Source organism: Nocardia asiatica NBRC 100129 (assembly GCF_000308415.1).
Classification (GTDB): Bacteria; Actinomycetota; Actinomycetes; order Mycobacteriales; family Mycobacteriaceae; genus Nocardia; species Nocardia asiatica.
In genome coordinates this window covers 1-18,921 of the sequence record NZ_BAFS01000432.1, presented here as the reverse complement: position 1 = coordinate 18,921, position 18,921 = coordinate 1, and the positions used below count along the sequence as shown (strand labels likewise).

The following is an 18,921-nucleotide window of genomic DNA, read 5'->3' as shown; positions in this document are numbered from 1 at the left end:
GCGGTGCGGCCGAGAGCCTCGGCCCGCTGTTTGTGCCCCTGTAGTGCGGTAGGTAGGTCGATGCCGTGTTCGGTGAGCAGCGAGGTACGGCCCACCAGCACGGTGTGTCCGTCGACTACGCCACGAACCCCGAGACCTTCCAGATTCGCGAAGTCCGACACCGCGGGCAGGTCACCGACCCGTTCGATCGCACCTACCGTGATCGCGCGGGCGATGGGATGTTCGGAGGCGTCCTCGAGCGCACCGGCCAGCCGCAACACCATGTGTTCGTCGGCCTCGCTGCCGGTGTGCACACCGAGCAGGGTCATCTTGCCGGTGGTCACCGTGCCGGTTTTGTCCAGGACAACGGTGTCGATGCGGCGGGTCGATTCGAGGACTTCGGGTCCCTTGATGAGGATGCCCAGCTGGGCGCCGCGGCCGGTGCCGACCAGAAGCGCTGTCGGGGTGGCCAATCCGAGCCCGCACGGGCAGGCGATGATCAGCACCGCGACGGCGGTGCTGAACGCGAACGCCGCTCCCGCGCTCGCGCCCAGCCAGAACGCGAGGGTGCCGACCGCGACCGCGATCACCACCGGCACGAACACCGCCGACACCCGGTCGGCGAGCCGCTGGATCTCGGCCTTGCCGGTCTGCGCGTCCTCGACCAGGCGCGCCATCTGCGCCAACTGGGTGTCCGCGCCGACCCGGCTAGCACGCACCACCAGGCGGCCACCGGCGTTGACCGTGGCACCGACCACCGGATCGCCGGGACTTACCTCGACCGGGACCGACTCGCCGGTCAGCATGCTCGCATCGACCGCCGAACTACCCTCGGCGACAACGCCGTCGGTGGCGATCTTCTCACCCGGCCGCACCACGAACAGATCACCGACCATCAATTCGCCGATCGGAATCCGTTCCTCGCGGCCGTCGCGTAGCACCGCGACGTCCTTGGCTCCGAGTTCGAGCAGCGCCCGAAGGGCTGCGCCCGCACGGCGTTTGGCGCGAGCCTCGAAGAACCGTCCCGTCAGGATTGCCGCGGTCAGCACCGCCGCGACCTCGAGATAGATGTTGCTCCCGGCCATACCGCGTTCGACCGTCAGCGAGAAACCGTGGTGCAGACCGGGTTTGCCCGCGTCACCGAGGAACAGCGCATACAGCGACCACCCGAACGCCGCGCCCACACCCACCGAGATCAGGGTGTCCATGGTGGCGGCGGCGTGGCGCAGGTTCGCCCACGCCGCCACGTGGAAGGGCCAGGCACCCCACACCACCACCGGCGCCGCCAGACTCAGCGACAGCCACTGCCAGTTCGTGAACTGCAACGGCGGCACCATCGCCAGCAACACCACCGGAACCGCCAACGCCACCGACACCCGCATGCGCTGACGCAGCGAGCGTGTGGGCTCGTCGTATTCCTCAGTCTCGGAGGGGCTTTCGGTATCAGGTGCCCGCTGCGACTGCGGTATCCGCGCGGTGTATCCGGTGTCCTCGATCACCCGGATCACGTCGGAATCCGCAGTATCGGACACGATCTCGACGCGCGCCTTCTCCGTGGCGAAATTGACCGTCGCGACGACACCATCGAGCTTGTTGAGTTTGCGTTCGATCCGGGCCGCACACGACGCGCACGTCATCCCACCGATCGCGAACTCCAGCTGCCGCGGCGCGATCGGCTGCTCGCCCTCGACGGTGCCACTCATCGGCCACCCTTTCCGCCGTGCTTGTCACCAGCACCGTGTGTGTCCGCAGCGTGATCTCCGGCAGCGGTCGACGGACCGTGCTGGGGCTTCGACGCCGCGTTGCCCCCTCCGCCAGGCAAACCAGCCTGACCGGCCCGACCTCCCGGTACGCCCGGACGACCGGGTCCGGGCTGATCGTCGTCGGTGCCCGCACTGGCGGTAGCGACCACGTCGCCCACCGGATGTGCAGTGCCGTCGCCGTCACCACCCGAGCCTGCGGCGGCCGCGGCATCAGGAGCGGACCGATGGCCCATCGCATCACCGCTCGGCATGTCCGCCGCGGTGACCAATTGCGCGGGCATCGCACCCGGTGTCGTCGGCATCCCGGTCCCGCTCAGCCGACGTGGGTCGGCTGAGCGGGTGTCCGGTGTCGTGTCGGCCCGTGCGCTCTCGACCGGCAGCGGTCCTGCCACCGCAGCCATCACCGGCACCGCGGATATCGGTACCGGCACAGCCTCAGCGAGCGCGGTGGCGCTCTGGCCCATCGTCGCGGGCGCAGGCTCGGCCCACGACGGCGCACTGTCCGTCGCCGGTGCCGGTGCGCCCACCGTGGTGTGTTCGGACGACTGGTGGCCTCCGGCCTCCTGTGATGGTGAATTCGCATCCACCGGTCCGATGGTTCGACCGCCGACCCAACCCGCCGCCGCCACCACGGCCAGCACGAGCGTGTAGCCGGACAACCGTGCCGCCACCCTCATCCCACCAGCTCGTATCCCGCCTCGGTGACCACCGTCGCGACCTCCTCGAACGTCAGTACTCGCGCGCTGCCGACCACCACACGACCGGACGCGACATCCACCGCGACACCGTGGACACCCTCGATGCCCCGCACACCACGGGTGACCGCATCGGCGCAATGCCCGCACGTCATCCCGCGCACCGTATACACGAACTCGCTCACCCCGACCTCCGTCGATCCCACGCGCTTCCCGCGTGACAACCCCAGCATGAACCTTCCAGTACGATGGAATGTCAAGAGGAGACAGTTGAGGAGAACGGGATGAAGATCGGCGAACTGGCCGCAGCGGGCGGGGTCACGGCGAAAACGATCCGGTTCTACGAGGACGAGGGCCTGATGCCCGAACCGGACCGCACCCCCACCGGCTACCGCGACTACAGCCCCGAGCACCTGGCCCGGTTGCAGTTCATCCGCCGCGCCCAAGCCGCCGGGTTGAGCCTGCGCGAAGCCGGTCAGATCCTGTCGGTCCACGACCGCGGCGAACAACCCTGCGGCCACGTCCAAGCCATGCTCCGCCAGCGCCTGGACCAGGTCCGCGCCCAGATCGCCGAACTCATCACCCTCGAAACCCACCTGCAAACACTGCTGGACACCGCCCTGGCCCACCGACCCACCAGCCACGACGACTCCACCGTCTGCTGGATCATCGAATCTGACATCCCCAACCACGCCACCGGCCGTCCAGCGCTGAACAGCCAGGCCACGACATGGAAACCGATCGTAGGCGTCGATTCCCTTATCCATGAGAACCGAGATGGCGATGGACCCCGACCCTGACGTACGCGCATCCGATGCCGACCGCGAGAGGACAATCAAGACCTTGCGTGCCGAGGTCGGCAGCGGCCGGCTCACCTCGACGAGTTCTCCGACCGCGCCGGCAGCGCCTACCGCGCCCGAACCGTCGGCGACCTGCAAGCTCTCACCCGCGACCTGCCGACACCCGCACCGCAGCCCGCGGGCCGCGCGCGCTCCTCGATCACCACCCTGCTCGTCGTGGTGATCGCCGGGATTGGACTACTGGTCGTCCTCGGGGGCGCGGTGCTGCTGTGGATGACCGTGATGATGCAGCACATGGGCGCCACTGCCATCCATGGGTTATCGCCTTCGTCGGGCGGGCGGATCGGTCTGGGCCTGCCACCGGATCAGGGCGTCCGCGGAAGGACGAGAATATTTCCCGAGGGACCGGACCGAGGTGTGCCCGCTCATCCGCATCAGCATCGGCGTGGACGCGCCGTCCTCGGCGGCGTGCGTGAGCTTCGAGTGACGGAGTTGATGCAAGGTGAACGGTCCGCGATCGAAATCGCGAGTATGGTGCTCGAACAGCTCGGCCGCCCGCCGGTACGACAACCGGGCCCGCAGCGTCGACGGGTCGATATCCTCCACCGCCACACCGGGTTTGGCCTTTGCGGTCGGTCAGGGACACCGGCCCCTTCTCCTACCGGCCAGCAACCGCGGCAACAGCCGCGCGGTCCCGGTCTGCCACGCGACCGCATCCCTCGCCCCGCCCTTGCGGGTCACCCTGGCGCACCGGTTCGCCATATCCAGGTCCGGGATGTCGAGCATCGGCAGCTCGTCGGCACGGGCGGCGGTCTCGTAGAGCATCGCCCACAGAAGAACCCGTTCCCCAGAGGTACATCCGCAGCGAGCAGCTGGTCCACCTCGTCACGGGTCATCGCCCGGGAATGATCCGGCGGCACCTTCCGCGGCACCAACCGGACCAGCGGGTCCCCGACCAGCCAATCCTGTTTGCGCCCGTACTCGCACGCACCGCGCAGGGCGGCGAGGCGCACGTTGAACGTTTGCGCCGAGCGCCAGCCCCACTTGAAGGTGAACCAGCCGCCCACCCGCTCGGCCTCCAGCAGACCCACATCCGAGTCGGCATCGAAATCGCGCACCAATGATCAAGGGCGACGGCGTAGCCCCGGCGGGTGTTGGCCACCGGGATCGCCGCCAAGTACGTGCCGACAGCATCGGCTAGCCGCACACCCCGCACCGGCAGTGCCCGCACCCGTTTGGTCACCCCACCCGACCGCGGGCCGGAACAGCACTACTGAATATAGTTCGGGGGCTGAACACTTTGGCGCGGATCGAGCGCTGGCATGTCCTGCGGCCGCAGCGCCTTCCCGGCCGGCCCATCGCGGAGCTCCCGCGGGAAATGGCACGCGGCAGCGGGCACGCTGCCACCGCGCACGGCAACCGCAGCGCTCGCAGCCATAGGCATGATCCCAACCAAGGGGATGACACGAACGGCGACAGTCATCGCGTCCGGTCGACGCCGAGGCGCTATGACGGATGACGGCCCCCACGGCGGCGCCGCAGCGCCGCACGCAGGCCCTCGGACTGCTCCGGGGTGATCTCGTCGACGAAATACGCCAGCACCAAATCCGGTCGGCCGCAGGCGATCAGCGCTTCACGCATCAATCGGGCGCCGTACTGCTCACGCGACAGCGTCGGCCAGTAATGAAAGGCCTTGCCGACCAGCTCGCGATCGAGCCACCCTTTGCGATAGAGGTTGTCCATCGTCGACATGACCGTCGTGTAGGCGATATCCCGCTCGGCGGAAAGTTCTTCGAACACTTCACGAACCGTCGTCTGATCCATATAGTTCCAGATGCGATCCATGATTACTGCTTCTAGATCACCGAATCCTCGCGCGGTCATCTCTGGCGCCTCCCTCATCTTCGGCGCATCCCGTGCCCAGTCGTTGCGCTCTCCGGCATGACACAACGACCGAACGACCACACCCCGCAGGGCGCGGCTCGGTCGACGGAAGCAGGTCGGAGCATGGCCGCGCCCGCCCCTATACGAGATACGTAGGTAAATAGTAAGGCTGGGCGTCTTGCTGCGCCGAGCAACAAGTGAGTTGCATTGCCGTTCGGATGCGCCTATCGGTATCGCCGCCCTCCGCAGCCCGGAAGAGGGCGCCGCGGCCGCGCTGCGGGCGTTGTTCGGCTCGGCTGAGAAACCCCGCGTGGTGCTCCCTGCCCGAACGTATCCGACGCCCCATCGCGCGCCTGTTGCCGCAACCGTCTGCTGCCCCATGAACGGGACCGGGGACGGATAGACCCGGTCGCCCTGCATCGGCGCTCGACACCTGGGACCGCAGACCGCACCAGCTTCCCGGTAAACTACTAAGAGAGATAGTAATCGTGATGACGTGTCGCAGCGCCGCACACGGCCGATATGAGGGAGGGCACACCATGTCAGTTTGCTGCGGGAAGGCGTCTGGCGCAGCGGGCTTCCTCGCGGTCATCGCCCTGCTGGTGGCGGCTTGTTCGCCGTCAGCTCCATCCCAGTCGTCGGCTGGGATATCCGCTGCTCCGGTCAGCGAGGCGATCACGATGACACCGGCGGCGGGCTCGCGCGATGTCGACCCGCGCGGCACAGTGCAGGTGAGCGCGCGAGAGGGCATCCTCACCTCGGTCACCATGAAGAACGAGGAGGGCAGGTCGATCGAGGGCATCCTGACGCCGGACAAATCGGCCTGGAAACCGGCCGAACCGCTCGGCTACGGACGCACCTACACCGTGACCGCCGCGGGCGTCACAGTTACCGGCCGCATCGGCCCGACCACCGCCAGCTTCTCCACCGTCACTCCGCGTAATCAGACAAAGGCATACCTGACCACCACTGGCGGCCAGCCACTCGCCGAGGGCGGCACTTACGGAGTGGGCACCGTGATCGTCGCACACTTCGACGAGGACATCCCCGACAAAGCCGCCGCTGAGAAACGCCTGTCGGTGACCACCGATCCGCCGGTCGTCGGCTCCTGGTATTGGCTCGACGACCGAAACGTGCACTGGCGGCCGCAGCAGTACTACGCCCCCGGCACCAGGATCACCGTCGTGGCCGGCATCTACGGCGCGCAACTCGGCCCCGGCCTCTACGGCCAAGAAGACAGCACGACTTCCTTCACCATCGGCCCCGCACACATTTCCATCGCCGACGACAACACCAAACAAGTGCAGGTCTTCGAAAATGGAAAACTGATACGAACCATGCCCACCTCGATGGGTATGGGCGGCAGCGAAACCATCGCGGGCAAAACGATCACCTTCTGGACCCAGCGCGGAATCTACACCGTGATGGACAAGGCCAACCCCGTCATCATGGACTCCTCCACCTACGGCCTGCCGGTCAACTCCCGCCTCGGCTACAAAGAAGCCATCAACTGGGCCACCCGCATCAGCACCGACGGAATCTATCTGCATCAACTCGACTCCACCAGCTGGGCTCAAGGCAACACCAACGTCTCGCACGGCTGCCTCAATCTCAGCGGCGACAACGCCCGCTGGTTCTACGACTTCTCCAATCCGGGCGATGTGGTGGAAATCCGCAACACCGGCGGTGAACCCCTCGAAGTCTGGCAGAACGGTGACTGGAGCCTGTCCTGGGACCAGTGGCGGCAAGGAAGCGCGCTCGATTAGGTCACGCCCGGCTGACGAGCAGACGCAGAATCGACGGACCACCCATCCCCGCAGCGTCCCGATCCGCTGGCCCTCGGGGCGATTGCCGAAGCCATGCCCACACATCTACTATTTTGCTACGTAGCTAGACCCTTCCCGCCCGCCCGGAATCCATCGGAGTGCGGGCCGACCCGTTGCGAAGAGGAGTAACCCACGTGAGCCAAGCAGGCCGTCCTGTAGTTCTGATCGCCGACAAGCTCGCCCAGTCGACCGTCGATGCGCTCGGTGACGGTGTCGAGGTTCGGTGGGTCGACGGTCCCGACCGGCCGGCCCTGCTGGCCGCGGTGCCCGAGGCCGACGCGCTGCTGGTGCGGTCGGCGACCACGGTCGACGCCGAGGTCCTGGAAGCCGGGAAGAACCTGAAGATCGTCGCCCGCGCGGGCGTCGGCCTGGACAACGTCGACGTGCCCGCCGCCACCGAGCGCGGCGTCATGGTCGTGAACGCCCCCACCTCGAACATCCACACCGCCGCCGAGCACGCGGTCACCCTGCTGCTGGCCGCCGCGCGCCAGATCCCCGCCGCGGACGCCACCCTGCGCGAGCGCACCTGGCAGCGCAGCAAGTTCAACGGTGTGGAGATCTTCGGCAAGACCGTCGGCGTGGTCGGACTCGGCCGTATCGGTCAGCTGTTCGCCGCGCGCCTGGCCGCCTTCGAGACCAAGGTCGTCGCCTACGACCCGTATGTGTCGCCTGCGCGCGCCGCGCAGCTCGGCATCGAGCTGCTGAGCCTCGACGAACTGCTCGAGCGCGCCGACCTGATCTCGATCCACCTGCCGAAGACCCCGGAGACCAAGGGCCTGATCGGCAAGGAGGCCATCGCCAAGACCAAGCCGGGCGTGATCATCGTCAACGCCGCCCGCGGCGGGCTGGTCGACGAGGCCGCGCTGGCCGAGGCGATCAAGTCCGGTCACGTGCGCGCTGCCGGCCTGGACGTGTTCGAGACCGAGCCGTGCACCGACAGCCCGCTGTTCGATCTGCCGCAGGTCGTGGTGACCCCGCACCTGGGCGCCTCCACCGCCGAGGCCCAGGACCGCGCGGGCACCGACGTCGCCAAGTCGGTGCTGCTGGCCCTGGCCGGAGAGTTCGTGCCCGGCGCGGTGAACGTCACCGGCGGCACCGTCAGCGAAGAGGTCGCGCCGTGGCTGGACATCGTGCGCAAGCAGGGCGCCCTGCTCGGCGCGCTGTCCAACGAGCTGCCGGTCAGCGTCGAGGTCCAGGTGCGCGGCGAGCTGGCCGCCCAGGAGGTCGGCGTGCTGGAGCTGTCCGCGCTGCGCGGTATCTTCTCCGCGCACGTCGAGGACCAGGTCACCTTCGTCAACGCGCCCGCCCTGGCCAAGGACCGCGGGATCAGCACCCAGGTCGCCACGGCGTCGGAGAGCTCGAGCCACCGCAGCGTGGTCGACCTGCGCGCCGTCTTCGGCGACGGCTCCACCCTGAACGTGGCGGGCACGCTGACCGAGCCGCAGCTGGTGGAGAAGATCGTCAACATCAACGGCCGCAACTACGACATGCGCGCCGAGGGCCTGAACCTGGCCATCCTCAACTACGAGGACAAGCCGGGCGCGCTGGGCAAGATCGGCACCAAGCTCGGCGAGGCCGGGATCGACATCCTGGCCGCGCAGCTGACCCAGGACGTGGACAAGACGGGCGCGACCGTGGTGCTGCGGGTCGCCCGCGAGGTGCCCGGCGACGTGCAGGCCGCGATCGCCGAGTCGGTCGGCGCGGCCAAGATCGTCTTGGTCGACCTGTTCTGATCGGATCGCGGGTCACGCCCGCGTAGTGCGGGACCGACGCGGTGTGGTGGCGGGTGCGCGTCCGACCGAGCGTTTGCGGGCACCCCCGCCAGATGCAGCGAAGGTTCTACTCCCGGCCGTGCCGGGAGGTCGGGAGGGCGGCACCGGCCCCGGTCGCACATTGGGGCAGATCCTGTCCTTCACAGCCGAGGGCCATGATCGAGGCCGCGCATGCGGGTCATAACCAGGCAGAACAGCCCAGCGTTGCCGCGATCCTTCCGGCGGCCGACATGCCGAGTGCCGGGTCGGCCAACTGGGACCCGGTCGCCGACCACACAGGCTAGATATTTTACTATCTGTGTACAAGAATAGTAGATAAAGGCGCTGAGTGGCGAAGAAACATGCCGAATCGATTACGCACGGTTGCCATATCCGCCGCGCTGGCCGGCACGCTCATCGCCGCGGGGTGCGGCGGCACCGGCCGTGACGCCGTCACCCAGGGCGGCTCCTTCGACTTCGTCTCCCCCGGTGGCAAGACCGAGATCTACTACGATCCCCCGGACTCCCGCGGCGCAATCGGCGATCTCACCGGAACCGACGTGCAAACCGACGCACCGATCCATGTATCCGACTACGCGGACCAGGTGGTGGTGATCAATGTATGGGGATCCTGGTGCGCACCCTGCCGGACCGAGACCCCCGGACTGGAGCAGGTGTTCACCGAAACCCAACCACTGGGCGTACAGTTCGTCGGTATCGACGTGCGTGACAGCCGCGCCGCGGCACAGGATTTCATCACCGCTTATGCGGTGACCTATCCGTCGATCTTCGACCCGGCGATGCGCAGCTTGCTCGCGCTGGGCAGCCACTATCCCGCCAGCGTGGTGCCGACCACCATGGTGCTCGACCGGCGCCACCGTGTCGCCGCAGTGTTCCTGAAGGCCCTGCTACCGGAGGATCTGCGGCCGGTGATCGAACGCGTCGCGGCCGAGTCATGACTTCGATGGAACCGCTCCCGAAGCAACTACGTGATTACGTAGATTGCTGGACAGGTTGAGGCAATTCGCAGCGAGGCTTATAGCGCACAATGACAGATGCGCTGGCATGCAGGATCGCCATGGGTCTGATCAGTGCTTCTGATGATGCGCCGCCGGAACCACTCCCTGCGTCCGGCGATAGCCATCAGCCCAGCAATACACGCGATCCGCGTTCGACTGAGAAATTGCGAGTCCCATATGCCCAGAACGTCAAGCGTATCGATGCGCGGCGGCATCCGCGGGTCGGCGATCACGATATGAATCTCGCCGACGCGGGTTCCCGCGAGGGCATCGACGGTCCCACAGGAGCGACAGCGTCGACGGATGTCGAATAGAAAGCTCCGATATCGTTTGCCTCCGATTCGGCTGAACCTGCCACGCCCCCCACGGCATTCGTCATACCTCGGGCGGCACTTCTATAGCGGCGGACGCCCTCCGAACCGCTGCGGACACGAAAGTCCTGACGTTTCTCCTGGTCACACACCTACCCGCGGTATCATTGCCGGCAACACGCTGGGAGGACCGATGGTCACCACCAACGCTGATGCGCACCCCGGTGGCACCCACCGCCGAGCCGCAGCAAAGGACGACTACCTCATGAGGCTGCGCCGCATCGAGGGGCAGACCCGCGGTCTGCAACACATGGTCGAGCAAGAGAAACCCTGCATAGACATCTTGACCCAATTCTCCGCGCTGACCAGCGCACTCCGATCGTTGGCCGTTGAGTTGCTCGATGAGCACCTCCGCGAGCGTGCCGCCGAGGCCGAGATGGCCCCTGAGTTGGTGGCAAATGATCTGTCCGAGGCAATAAGACGCCTGCTGCGTCCGTCAGCCCGATGAGACGCGGGCTGACCCTCGACCCCGATCTTGGCCATGATTACCGCGACCGTCTTCTCCGACACGCGATCACCAACCTCGCGTGAGGCTCAGCTGTGATCCGCCGCGCACCATAGGTTGCGCCGGACCACTCTGGACCAATGATTTTCACTGTGACGTCGGCGTCGCTGCAGGCCGGTCAGTACCGTCGCGGCTTTCTCCAGGGCGTTCCACCGCGTATGCATAGTGAGAATCGGCCAGGATTGCTCGCATGGAATGTCTCGCGCTGCATCAGGAGCGGTGCGAAACCCACCACGCTGCAATCCCGCCCAGCCGATGGCCGGATGGGTGGTCAGATCACGTTGGCCGCAGCGGGCGGCCGAGCGCGCCGAATGGCATCAGCGAATGGCGCGCGCCGATGGCGAGCACCAGCACCGAACCAAGCAGGGCCCACCCCGTATCACCCTTGACATCGGCTGAGGCCAATGGATTTCGAACAACCGTTGCAACACCGCACGGCGATCGCGTGACCGCCGCCGGCGATCGACGCCCAGCCACCAACCGCGGCGACCGGAACTCCGGCACGATGTACACCTTGCCCAGATCGCCGATCCCGATGGCGGCGCGCAGGGCAGTCACTGCGGGCATTTCGACTTCTCCTTTGGTGAGCGCGAAACCAACAACGCGACGGCACTCGCGGCTCCGATTAAAACGACGGGGCCATGCTGTCGAACGCGCGGCGGGTGCCTCAGCGGTTGCGCGGAACGAACGAGTCACCACGCACCAGGCCACTTTTCGCAAACCGGATGAATCGGGACCACCGCCGCGGGCGGAATTCGGCAGGATCGACGCCGGCGAGCGTCTGCGCACCTCGCTTATCGCACTTGCTTCCGGCGCGCGAGAACGGCAAGCAGCGGTGCGCCGACAAAGGCGGTGACGATGGTGACCTCCACCTCGGACAGCCGGGCGATGAGGCGGCCCCGATATCGGCCATGAGAAGCAACAGGCGCCCGCGATCAGGCAGCCGGGAACAAGCAGTCGATGGTCGTTGCCGACAACCAGACGGACCAGATGCGGTGCGGCCAGGCCGATGAAGGCGATCGGACCGGCGACGACCGCCGATCCGGCGAGTAGCACCACCGAAACCATTCCGGTCAACCGGATTCGGTCCACCGCTGAGCCGAGTGCCTAGGCGGTCAACGGGCTTGCGCCACCATCGCGTCGGAACCCATGGCCAGCGTCTCGCCCGACTTCGGGACCTCTGGTGATGCATAGTAGATGGGCTCGCTGGTGACTGGAGGAAGGCTACGTGAGTTTCGGGGACCTCACCCGATCCGTTCGCGCCACCCTGGTCACCGTCGTTGTCATGTACCTCGCCGCGTTCCTGTTGCGGACCGCGGACCCGCGCCGTGATGTCGCCCCGTTCCTCTCGGGCTCGGCTCCGATGGTGCACGCGGTCTCGCGCTATCACGTCCGGTGGTATGCGATCACGATGATCTTCCTCGCCTTCGACACATGGAGATGGTCTTCATGTACCCGTGGGTGCTCGTCGTTGCCGAGATCGGGATGCCCGCGGTGATCGAAATGTCACGGCATTCCCGCCGGTCATGCCGGCGGAGGGAGGCGGCGGCTAGTGGTCGAGAACACGATGTTGATAGGCATGTGCTGGTGAAGGCAGCTGAGGGATCAACGGGATCATCGGTGAGCTGTCGGACTTGGGGGCAGAGAGAGGACCGGCGCGAGCCGGGTGCGGCTTTCGAGCCGGTTGTGCCCAACTCTGCCGACAGGACGAACCAGCACTCGATTCACGAACTCCCGCCTCGTCGCCATCCGATGTCCTTGGGGATCGGCTGGATTTCCTACTGCGCCGGGCTCGAGGCCAACCCGGTCGGCCGCGTTCAGACGGACATGACCATCGCGTGTGCCGGGGCTTGGACCCGGCACACGCGACTTACTCGATCGACTATTGCGGGTCGATCTAGTCGGCCGGTCTAAACTCGGCGCCTGCGTGCGAGAGCTACTACACCTGCGCCAGCGCCCAAAAGCCCGAGCAGAAGCCCCGCTACGCCCAGCCAACGGGCTACCGGATCGCCGCTGTCATCATGATCCGGTTCGCCGAGAGCGGTCTGCTCGGTGCCATGTGAATGTTCGCCGTCGCCGGCAGCCACCGACAATACGGGCAGCGGATATTCGGGTTCAGGCGCGCCGTCGGGAACAGGCTGATCCCATGTCTCGATCTTTCCGTCGCTGTAGGTCTGTACTGCCCGGAAAGGCACCTTTTCCTGTTTTGGAAGCGGTCCGGCGTAAAGGAAGAACCTTTGAAACTGACCAGGCCCCACGCCGACGCCCGGATCGGCAGTCCAGGTCACTGACGTAGCCTTTTTTGCCGCATCCCGCTCGACGAGTGCAGTCCAACCCGGCATCGGCTCGGTGCGTGCGGTCTTGAAACCCGGCAGCTCAACCTTCAAGCTGATCGTGCTCGCGCGATCGGATTCGTTGGATATCCGGAACGAAATGATCGACGTGGAGCCCTGCTTCGCAGTGGGTGCCTCCACATCGAGATGGGCGGAGGCCGCACCGCCGGCCAGGACGGTCGCGGCAGTAGCTACACCGGTGGCGAGGAGGAGTCGTCGGAGAGCTGTATGCATGTGGTTGTGGCCTTACTGTTCGGTGGGATATGGGAATTGTCGCGCGCGCACCGCTGGGGGCCCTCGGCGCGCCATTCCGAAGCGACGGACCGCTCCGCGGCCACACCTTGATGGCCGTTGTCTTGCCGGTGACAGCGATGCGCCCGGATTTCGACGCTCGTCTGCTCGCGCTGTCGCCAGCGGCGCATTGAGCCGCAGCACTGCAGTATTTCCCCTAGAAGCGCGGGGCTGCCGTGCCGCATCCAGCGCGGCAGCAAGGGCCGCAGGTATATCTCTGGGGCGGTGCCACTGCACCCTATCCATGCTTGTCGCTTCCTATATAGAGACCGCCGCGCAAGCGACGAAGACGTGAGCGGGCAGCGGACATCAGCCGACGCAACAGGCGTCGCTTGGCGCTGACCGATCAGCGTCGAGCGATACAGAATCGCATGAGAATGTCACGCCCACCCACGGCGGGCAGACGCGCTACGGGGGGGCCGCGTACGCCACCGCTGGCCGAGCGCAAGGTGGTCGGGACCGCCACGACCACGGCCAGCATCAAGGTCAACAGTTGCACCAGCAGCATGCCGACGGCCGAGCCGGGCAACGTTGACTTGATGATGCACTGGACAAGATGCGGACCGCAGTCATGTTCGAAAAGGTCGATTGCCTCGCGCTCGAGAGTAGCCGATGCAAGATGTGCGACATGCGCTACAGAGGAGGGCGACCTCGGATGCGGATGAGCGTGCTCGCCGAGCAACGCACAATCGAAGACCGGTGCTATCAGCAACACCGCCAACAGTAGTGTTGCGATGTGGCGGCCACTCCGCAGTCGGCTGATGTGGTTCACAGTGGGCCGACGACGATAGCGACGGATTGCGTAACAACGGCGATACGCGCTATCAGCATCGTCTCGCGTCCCCTCGGAGTCATCGGTGAAGCGTCCTCGCACCCGTTCAGGCTGTGAACCACTTCAGCGGTCGCTCCCAAGGCGACGGCATGGTTGACGTCATCCCGGGAATCTATCGTCTTCGTGTGCAGACAGTGCCAACGTGTGGCGGGTCTTGTCAATCTGGGCAAGGTCGGTCAGCTGGGATCGATCGATTACGCCGGATCACTGGAGTCGCGGCTGCAGAGATGGGGGCAACGAGTCGCCCCCACCTCTGCTGTGACTGTGGCGCAGCCGCACGATGATGAGGGGAAATCGTGCGACTCCGCCGCAGTCTGCGCCCCGTTGCCGGACGGGACGCCTCGTGCTGAGATGGTCGATCAGCACAAGTACTATCTACGCCGGTAGATAGTAGATAGTGAAGTCGGGTAACGCAAACCCCTCGTCCAAAATTGAACCTCGACCGCCGCTTCACTCAGCTCCACCACGCCGCGACCGGAGTGTACGGATCGGCAGTGCACATCGGGCTGCTGATTTTGACCGAGGGGCGATCGCCTCGACTCTGGTCCTACAGTGGTGACCGGCCCGTTCGCGGGTGTGAACAGGTCGGTTACCCATCGTCACGCGCACGTTGCGCGAATAATCGGCCACCATCATGACCTCCACGACGCGGTAGTTGGGGGCCATCCCTAGCAGCCGGTGATGCCGCCGGTCGGCATGACCGCATTCATCTCGCGCGCCCGCAACTGCACACCTCGAGCCGTCTACTGCCTTAGTTGGTATAAATCTTCTGGCTTACTCGGTATGATGGAGATGTTCCGAAATCCAATCGAATTCGAGCAATTCGGGAGGCGTTTGTCGGAGATGGCAACCAAAAATTCTGTACGCAAGTTGCGCTTGGGCCGGGCACGAGTGGCTCTTGTCGCGGTAGTGGCTTTGAGTCCCGCCGCGGCCATCGCGGCAACCGCTACTGTCGAGCTTGTTCCGGATCCCGCCCAGATCCAGACTGTAGCCCAGCCGCAGGGTGGTCAAGGAACCCAAGGAAGCGGCGGCCACGGAACCGGCGGCCACGCCGACCACGGCCATGCGCACGGCCAGGGGACTGGATATTGTGAGCCGGGTCGGGCGCACAGTGCTGCATACTGTAGACCGGGTCAGCATGGGCCTTGGTGACCGGGTCCGGGTTAGCGGTTGGGCTCACCCTCGTTTTTTGCAACCGGACCGGCAGTACTTTCGAGATGCTAGGCGCGGTGGCCGCTTGAACTAATTCTGCAGCTCCGATCAATCGACTAGAATCCATGTGGACCTTGCGCCGGCGCCCTCCGCGGCGGACTATTGGCCGCGTGCGGACATGAAGGCGTTGAAACGGCCGCAGTCCAACTACACGTTTATCTCAGCTGGCCGAGCCTTCTGCGAAGACGGACGGCCGGGGCGAACATCACGGCATCGGCATACTCGGGTACATACTGTTCCACCAGTCCCGTGCCATAGTTATCAGCTGCATCCACATCTCGATCATCGCACTCATCTCCCTTCGCATCATCTACTAATCATGTTAGTAGCCGTCGTTGCGACGGGCACGCCTTCGTCGAACAGGGGTTCGGGGGGTAACTCATAGCATCGACGCGGCCGTGGGCGCACCTATGCCTTGGATTCCGCCATTGTTCCGGCCTGCTGCCCGCGAAATCCGAACGGGTCTGCATCCCAAGCGCTCGAGGCCGAACTGGTTGCGTCGTCGGCTGGCTTACTCCTGGCCGCGTCCACTACCCCGCGTGCGGTCCTCGGCGTTGTCGCCGCACCTGTTGCTGGGGCTTGGGCTATGCCACTTGACGTGTGACCACCGTTCTGCTGCCTGCAGACCCCCGGCTGGGAGAGCTTGTGGCGTTAGACATCGACGACGCGGGAACCGTCCACACCACATTCCGACTCCGCGCAGCCGGTACTCCGTTCAGGGCGGCAGCGGCATCCGGAATCGCACCGCTTACCCCGCAGCCAGCGACGAATCGCCGCCCCCTCCACAGGGTCGCGCCAGATGGTTTTGCAATACTATGTGTCTTAATAGAGACGTACTGTATCGATGATCGTAAGTGGTTGCGCTTGCGCCCGCAAGAGAGGCCCCTCCGTGGGGCCGCGTTCTGGACATCGCACCCGACGCTGGTATTCCGCGGTGCCATGGCAGCGTGAGCCGACTGCGCAACGGGTCATCGGCGAAGTAGCCGCCCGCGATCGACGTAGAACGGATTGGGAGCAGCATTGTGATCGAAACGAACATCGACAGCCTGACAGTGCCTGGTGCTCGGCTCACGTACGAAACGTGCGGTAGCGGGCCGCTCATGGTCATGATTCCTGGTGCCACTGGTGTTGCCGCCGGATTCCGGGCGACGGCGACACATCTCGCGAGGCGGTTCACGGTTCTGTTGTATGACCGCCGCGGCTTCTCCCGCAGTGCACTGACCGGCGAACAGGACTACCGCCGACGGCTCGATACCGATGCCGACGACGTCCGACGACTCATCGAGCACATCGGCATCGGTCCCGCGGCCGTCTTCGGCACCAGTTCCGGCGCGCTCATCGCGCTGGCCGTCCTCACCCGCTCTCCCCACGCTGTCGATACGCTGATTGCCTTCGAGCCACCGGCCATGCGATTGCTAGCCGACGGGCAGCGCTGGCTGGATCTCTTTTCCGACCTCAACCAGCTCTACCGCCAGTGCGGACCGCAGGAGGCCCTGCACGAGTTCCGCGAACTCACCTTCGCAGAATCTGACCGTCGTGCCATGGCACGCGCCCCCCGAAAGGACGCCGATCTTGTCTATTGGTTCGAGCATGAACTGCGCCAGTACCCGGCAACCGAACTCGACCTGGATTCTCTGGTCGAGCGAGCCGACCGGATTGTCCCGGCGATAGGACAAGACTCGATCGGCTACCCTGCCGCCAGCGCGACTATCGAGCTGGCACGGAGACTGGCTCGTGCTGTGCTCGAATTTCCGGGTGGCCATATCGGCCACCTCACCCGAACGGCCGCCTTCGCCGCCCGTCTGCACGAGCTCCTGCTCGACCCATCAGCGCGAGCACAGTGAAAGGTGCGCGCCGAATGAGGCAGACAGTGGGGCCCCGCTAGCGGGCGATAACTGCTGATGCGCCCGTCGTAGCACGGCAGCGATATTCTTCACGGCGGTATGCATCGGTTGGGCATCGGGTCAGTTCTATCCGAGGATGTCTTTCATTTGGTCGATCTCGCTCTGCTGTGAGGACACCACGGCATCGGCGATCTTCTTGGTGTCGGCATTGGTTCCGTTGGCCTGTTCGGTCTTGGCCATCTCGACAGCCCCGCTGTGGTGGTCGATCATCATGGTCAGCCACATCCGGTCGAACTCTGCACCGGACATGGTTTTCAGCTCGGCCATCTGCTCCTGCGACATCATTCCCGGCATGTCCTGCCCCATATGGTCGGCAGACGGGGCGGGCTTGCCGAACTGCTGCAGGAGGGCGCTGATCTGTTCCATTTCCGGTCCCTGTGCGGCCTTGATACGCGCGGCCAGGTCGAGTACTCGCGGGTCCTGCGAGCGCGCCAGCGCCAGATCGGCCATCTCCACCGCTTGGGCGTGGTGCGGGTACATCATCTGTAGGAAGGTGACGTCGGCGTCGTTGAAGTCGCTGCGTGCCGCACTACTCGGTCCCGCGGTCGAGTGCGTCATCCCCGGCATAGTGGACGGCATTTCCTCCGAATCATCGCGATTGCCGCATCCAACAAGGGCGAACGCTGCCACGGTCAGCGCAACCAACCCCGATCCGAGTGTCCTGGAACTTGTGTGCATGGCGAAACTCCTTGGATGTACGGCCAATCGATGCTGCGTCGATTGGCAAGTAGCGACATTCGGAGCGGCCCTACGCCTTGACAAGCCAAGTCCGGGTCCGTCACGCGACCCGGTCGAAGAGGTCAGGGCGAAGGTGCAGCATCATTCGGCGGCGACATACCCGCCGCGCGTCCGGATATGCACGCGGCTGGCAGTTTGATCCGGGCGAAACTCATCGGAGCACGGTCAAGTCGACGGCTACGCGACCATGGCCGGAACAACCGACGGGATGACGTGGCCATGAAGGGCCGTCGCTGAGGGTGCGTTGGCGATCGGCGACGAAGTCGGCATCGCCGAGGTCCTGCCGCAGGACAAGGTCGACGTCGTCGAACGGCAGCGCGCCGGAGGCAAGGTGGTGGCGATGGTCGGTGACGGTGTCAGCGACGCAGCCGCACTCGCCCAAGCCGACCTGGATCACGCACTACATGCCATGGTCCTGGCCGGCTCAGCTTGTTCGCCAGCTTCGATGGCGGAGGCCGATCGGTCATCGGGATGGCGGCGTGCATGCAGCGCGGGGCAGCACCGGCACCGATGGCGCGGTGACAGAGGCAGACCCAGGGATCGCATCGGGCGTGCACCCTCTCGACCAGCTACTTACAGCGTCGGAACTGCCCTACGGCTACGGAATGAGTTCGGCGGCCTGACCTCATCGTGACGTCGCTCATCCGGCCCTTCGCACCCTTCTGGATCTTCCCTACCCGCATGGCCTATTTTGAGGCGGGACGCCAGGGCAAGACAGGAGAATCGATGTCGACGAGGCCGCTCCCTCTCTCCGGGTCGATGTCTCGGCGCGGATTCCTCGCCTTCGGCGCGGCTGCTGCGGCTTCCGCGCTCGCCGCGTGTTCGAGTGGATCCCAGGCACCACGCGAGATTGTCGGGCCGGATTCCAAGGCGGTTCGTGCCGCCGAGAACCGCCGCCGAGCTGCGACTGCGCCGGTTCGTGATGTGGTGTTGAGCGCCGAACCGACGACGGTCGACTTGGGCGGTGTGCAGGTGCAGACCTGGACCTACGGTGGCAAGCTGCCAGGGCAGGAGATCC

Annotated in this window: 16 protein-coding genes and 4 pseudogenes; 11 read left to right on the top strand and 9 right to left on the bottom strand. The window is 65.6% G+C overall.

What is annotated here, in order from left to right:
• Positions 1 to 1,682 (bottom strand): heavy metal translocating P-type ATPase (locus ON27_RS32500; protein WP_043736224.1); only part of this gene is annotated, 1,682 nt, incomplete at its 3' end.
• Between the two features lie 309 nt (positions 1,683 to 1,991).
• Between ON27_RS32500 and ON27_RS32495 the strand changes: the two genes are divergently transcribed.
• A complete protein-coding gene (locus tag ON27_RS32495; protein WP_043736222.1) occupies positions 1,992 to 2,393 on the top strand; it encodes a hypothetical protein in 402 nt (133 codons plus the stop codon).
• A gap of 22 nt (positions 2,394 to 2,415) precedes the next feature.
• Here the strand turns inward: ON27_RS32495 and ON27_RS32490 are convergent, their stop codons facing one another.
• Positions 2,416 to 2,622 (bottom strand): heavy-metal-associated domain-containing protein, encoded by a 207-nt coding sequence (locus tag ON27_RS32490; protein ID WP_043736220.1) that lies wholly within the window; start codon positions 2,620 to 2,622, stop codon positions 2,416 to 2,418.
• Positions 2,623 to 2,721: 99 nt separating this feature from the next.
• Between ON27_RS32490 and ON27_RS32485 the strand changes: the two are divergent.
• Together ON27_RS32485 and ON27_RS45980 are read left to right on the top strand one after the other, a co-directional pair.
• A pseudogene (locus ON27_RS32485) lies at positions 2,722 to 3,120 on the top strand (heavy metal-responsive transcriptional regulator); the annotation flags it as partial.
• 82 nt (positions 3,121 to 3,202) lie between these two features.
• A pseudogene (locus ON27_RS45980) lies at positions 3,203 to 3,384 on the top strand (DUF1707 SHOCT-like domain-containing protein); the annotation flags it as partial.
• A gap of 171 nt (positions 3,385 to 3,555) precedes the next feature.
• On the opposite strand, the gene ON27_RS45075 reads toward ON27_RS45980, so the two are convergent.
• The 3 genes from ON27_RS45075 to ON27_RS32470 form a co-directional block, all read right to left on the bottom strand.
• Entirely contained in the window at positions 3,556 to 3,843 is a 288-nt protein-coding gene (locus ON27_RS45075) for a tyrosine-type recombinase/integrase (RefSeq protein ID WP_245560434.1), read from the bottom strand.
• A 30-nt stretch (positions 3,844 to 3,873) separates the two neighbouring features.
• Positions 3,874 to 4,062, bottom strand: coding sequence for a hypothetical protein (locus ON27_RS45070; protein WP_245560423.1), 189 nt, complete (start codon positions 4,060 to 4,062; stop codon positions 3,874 to 3,876).
• A 681-nt stretch (positions 4,063 to 4,743) separates the two neighbouring features.
• Positions 4,744 to 5,121 carry a BlaI/MecI/CopY family transcriptional regulator gene (locus ON27_RS32470; protein WP_043736215.1) on the bottom strand — a complete coding sequence of 126 codons (378 nt, stop codon included), beginning with the start codon at positions 5,119 to 5,121 and terminating at the stop codon, positions 4,744 to 4,746.
• A gap of 539 nt (positions 5,122 to 5,660) precedes the next feature.
• On the opposite strand from ON27_RS32470, the gene ON27_RS32465 reads away from it, so the two are divergent.
• The 4 genes from ON27_RS32465 (at position 5,661) to ON27_RS32450 (ending at position 10,536) form a co-directional block, all read left to right on the top strand.
• Positions 5,661 to 6,887 carry a L,D-transpeptidase gene (locus ON27_RS32465; protein WP_043736213.1) on the top strand — a complete coding sequence of 409 codons (1,227 nt, stop codon included), beginning with the start codon at positions 5,661 to 5,663 and terminating at the stop codon, positions 6,885 to 6,887.
• A 194-nt stretch (positions 6,888 to 7,081) separates the two neighbouring features.
• A complete protein-coding gene (gene serA / locus ON27_RS32460) occupies positions 7,082 to 8,680 on the top strand; it encodes a phosphoglycerate dehydrogenase (protein ID WP_043736211.1) in 1,599 nt (532 codons plus the stop codon).
• A 380-nt stretch (positions 8,681 to 9,060) separates the two neighbouring features.
• Positions 9,061 to 9,657, top strand: a complete 597-nt coding sequence (locus ON27_RS32455) for a TlpA family protein disulfide reductase (RefSeq protein ID WP_043736210.1) — start codon at positions 9,061 to 9,063, stop codon at positions 9,655 to 9,657.
• Positions 9,658 to 10,221: 564 nt separating this feature from the next.
• Positions 10,222 to 10,536 (top strand): metal-sensitive transcriptional regulator, encoded by a 315-nt coding sequence (locus ON27_RS32450; RefSeq protein WP_043736208.1) that lies wholly within the window; start codon positions 10,222 to 10,224, stop codon positions 10,534 to 10,536.
• A 333-nt stretch (positions 10,537 to 10,869) separates the two neighbouring features.
• Here ON27_RS32450 and ON27_RS46175 read toward each other — a convergent pair whose 3' ends face one another.
• Positions 10,870 to 11,661, bottom strand: coding sequence for an iron chelate uptake ABC transporter family permease subunit (locus tag ON27_RS46175; RefSeq protein WP_217441264.1), 792 nt, complete (start codon positions 11,659 to 11,661; stop codon positions 10,870 to 10,872).
• Between the two features lie 160 nt (positions 11,662 to 11,821).
• On the opposite strand from ON27_RS46175, the gene ndhC reads away from it, so the two are divergent.
• Complete coding sequence (ndhC, locus tag ON27_RS45060; protein ID WP_051047227.1) at positions 11,822 to 12,091, top strand: NADH-quinone oxidoreductase subunit A; 270 nt, start codon at positions 11,822 to 11,824, stop codon at positions 12,089 to 12,091.
• A 412-nt stretch (positions 12,092 to 12,503) separates the two neighbouring features.
• On the opposite strand, the gene ON27_RS41840 is transcribed toward ndhC, so the two are convergent.
• Both ON27_RS41840 and lpqS read right to left on the bottom strand, forming a co-directional pair.
• Positions 12,504 to 13,160 carry a YcnI family copper-binding membrane protein gene (locus tag ON27_RS41840; RefSeq protein WP_083887959.1) on the bottom strand — a complete coding sequence of 219 codons (657 nt, stop codon included), beginning with the start codon at positions 13,158 to 13,160 and terminating at the stop codon, positions 12,504 to 12,506.
• A 403-nt stretch (positions 13,161 to 13,563) separates the two neighbouring features.
• Complete coding sequence (gene lpqS / locus ON27_RS46170) at positions 13,564 to 13,989, bottom strand: putative copper homeostasis (lipo)protein LpqS (RefSeq protein ID WP_174188483.1); 426 nt, start codon at positions 13,987 to 13,989, stop codon at positions 13,564 to 13,566.
• 2,294 nt (positions 13,990 to 16,283) lie between these two features.
• Between lpqS and ON27_RS32435 the strand changes: the two genes are divergently transcribed.
• Entirely contained in the window at positions 16,284 to 17,105 is an 822-nt protein-coding gene (locus ON27_RS32435; RefSeq protein ID WP_043736204.1) for an alpha/beta fold hydrolase, read from the top strand.
• 126 nt (positions 17,106 to 17,231) lie between these two features.
• Here the strand turns inward: ON27_RS32435 and ON27_RS32430 are convergent, their stop codons facing one another.
• Entirely contained in the window at positions 17,232 to 17,810 is a 579-nt protein-coding gene (locus ON27_RS32430) for a DUF305 domain-containing protein (RefSeq protein WP_245560421.1), read from the bottom strand.
• Between the two features lie 334 nt (positions 17,811 to 18,144).
• On the opposite strand from ON27_RS32430, the pseudogene ON27_RS45055 reads away from it, so the two are divergent.
• A pseudogene (locus ON27_RS45055) lies at positions 18,145 to 18,306 on the top strand (HAD family hydrolase); the annotation flags it as partial.
• 227 nt (positions 18,307 to 18,533) lie between these two features.
• Positions 18,534 to 18,921 (top strand): annotated as a pseudogene (locus tag ON27_RS44455) (hypothetical protein); the annotation flags it as partial.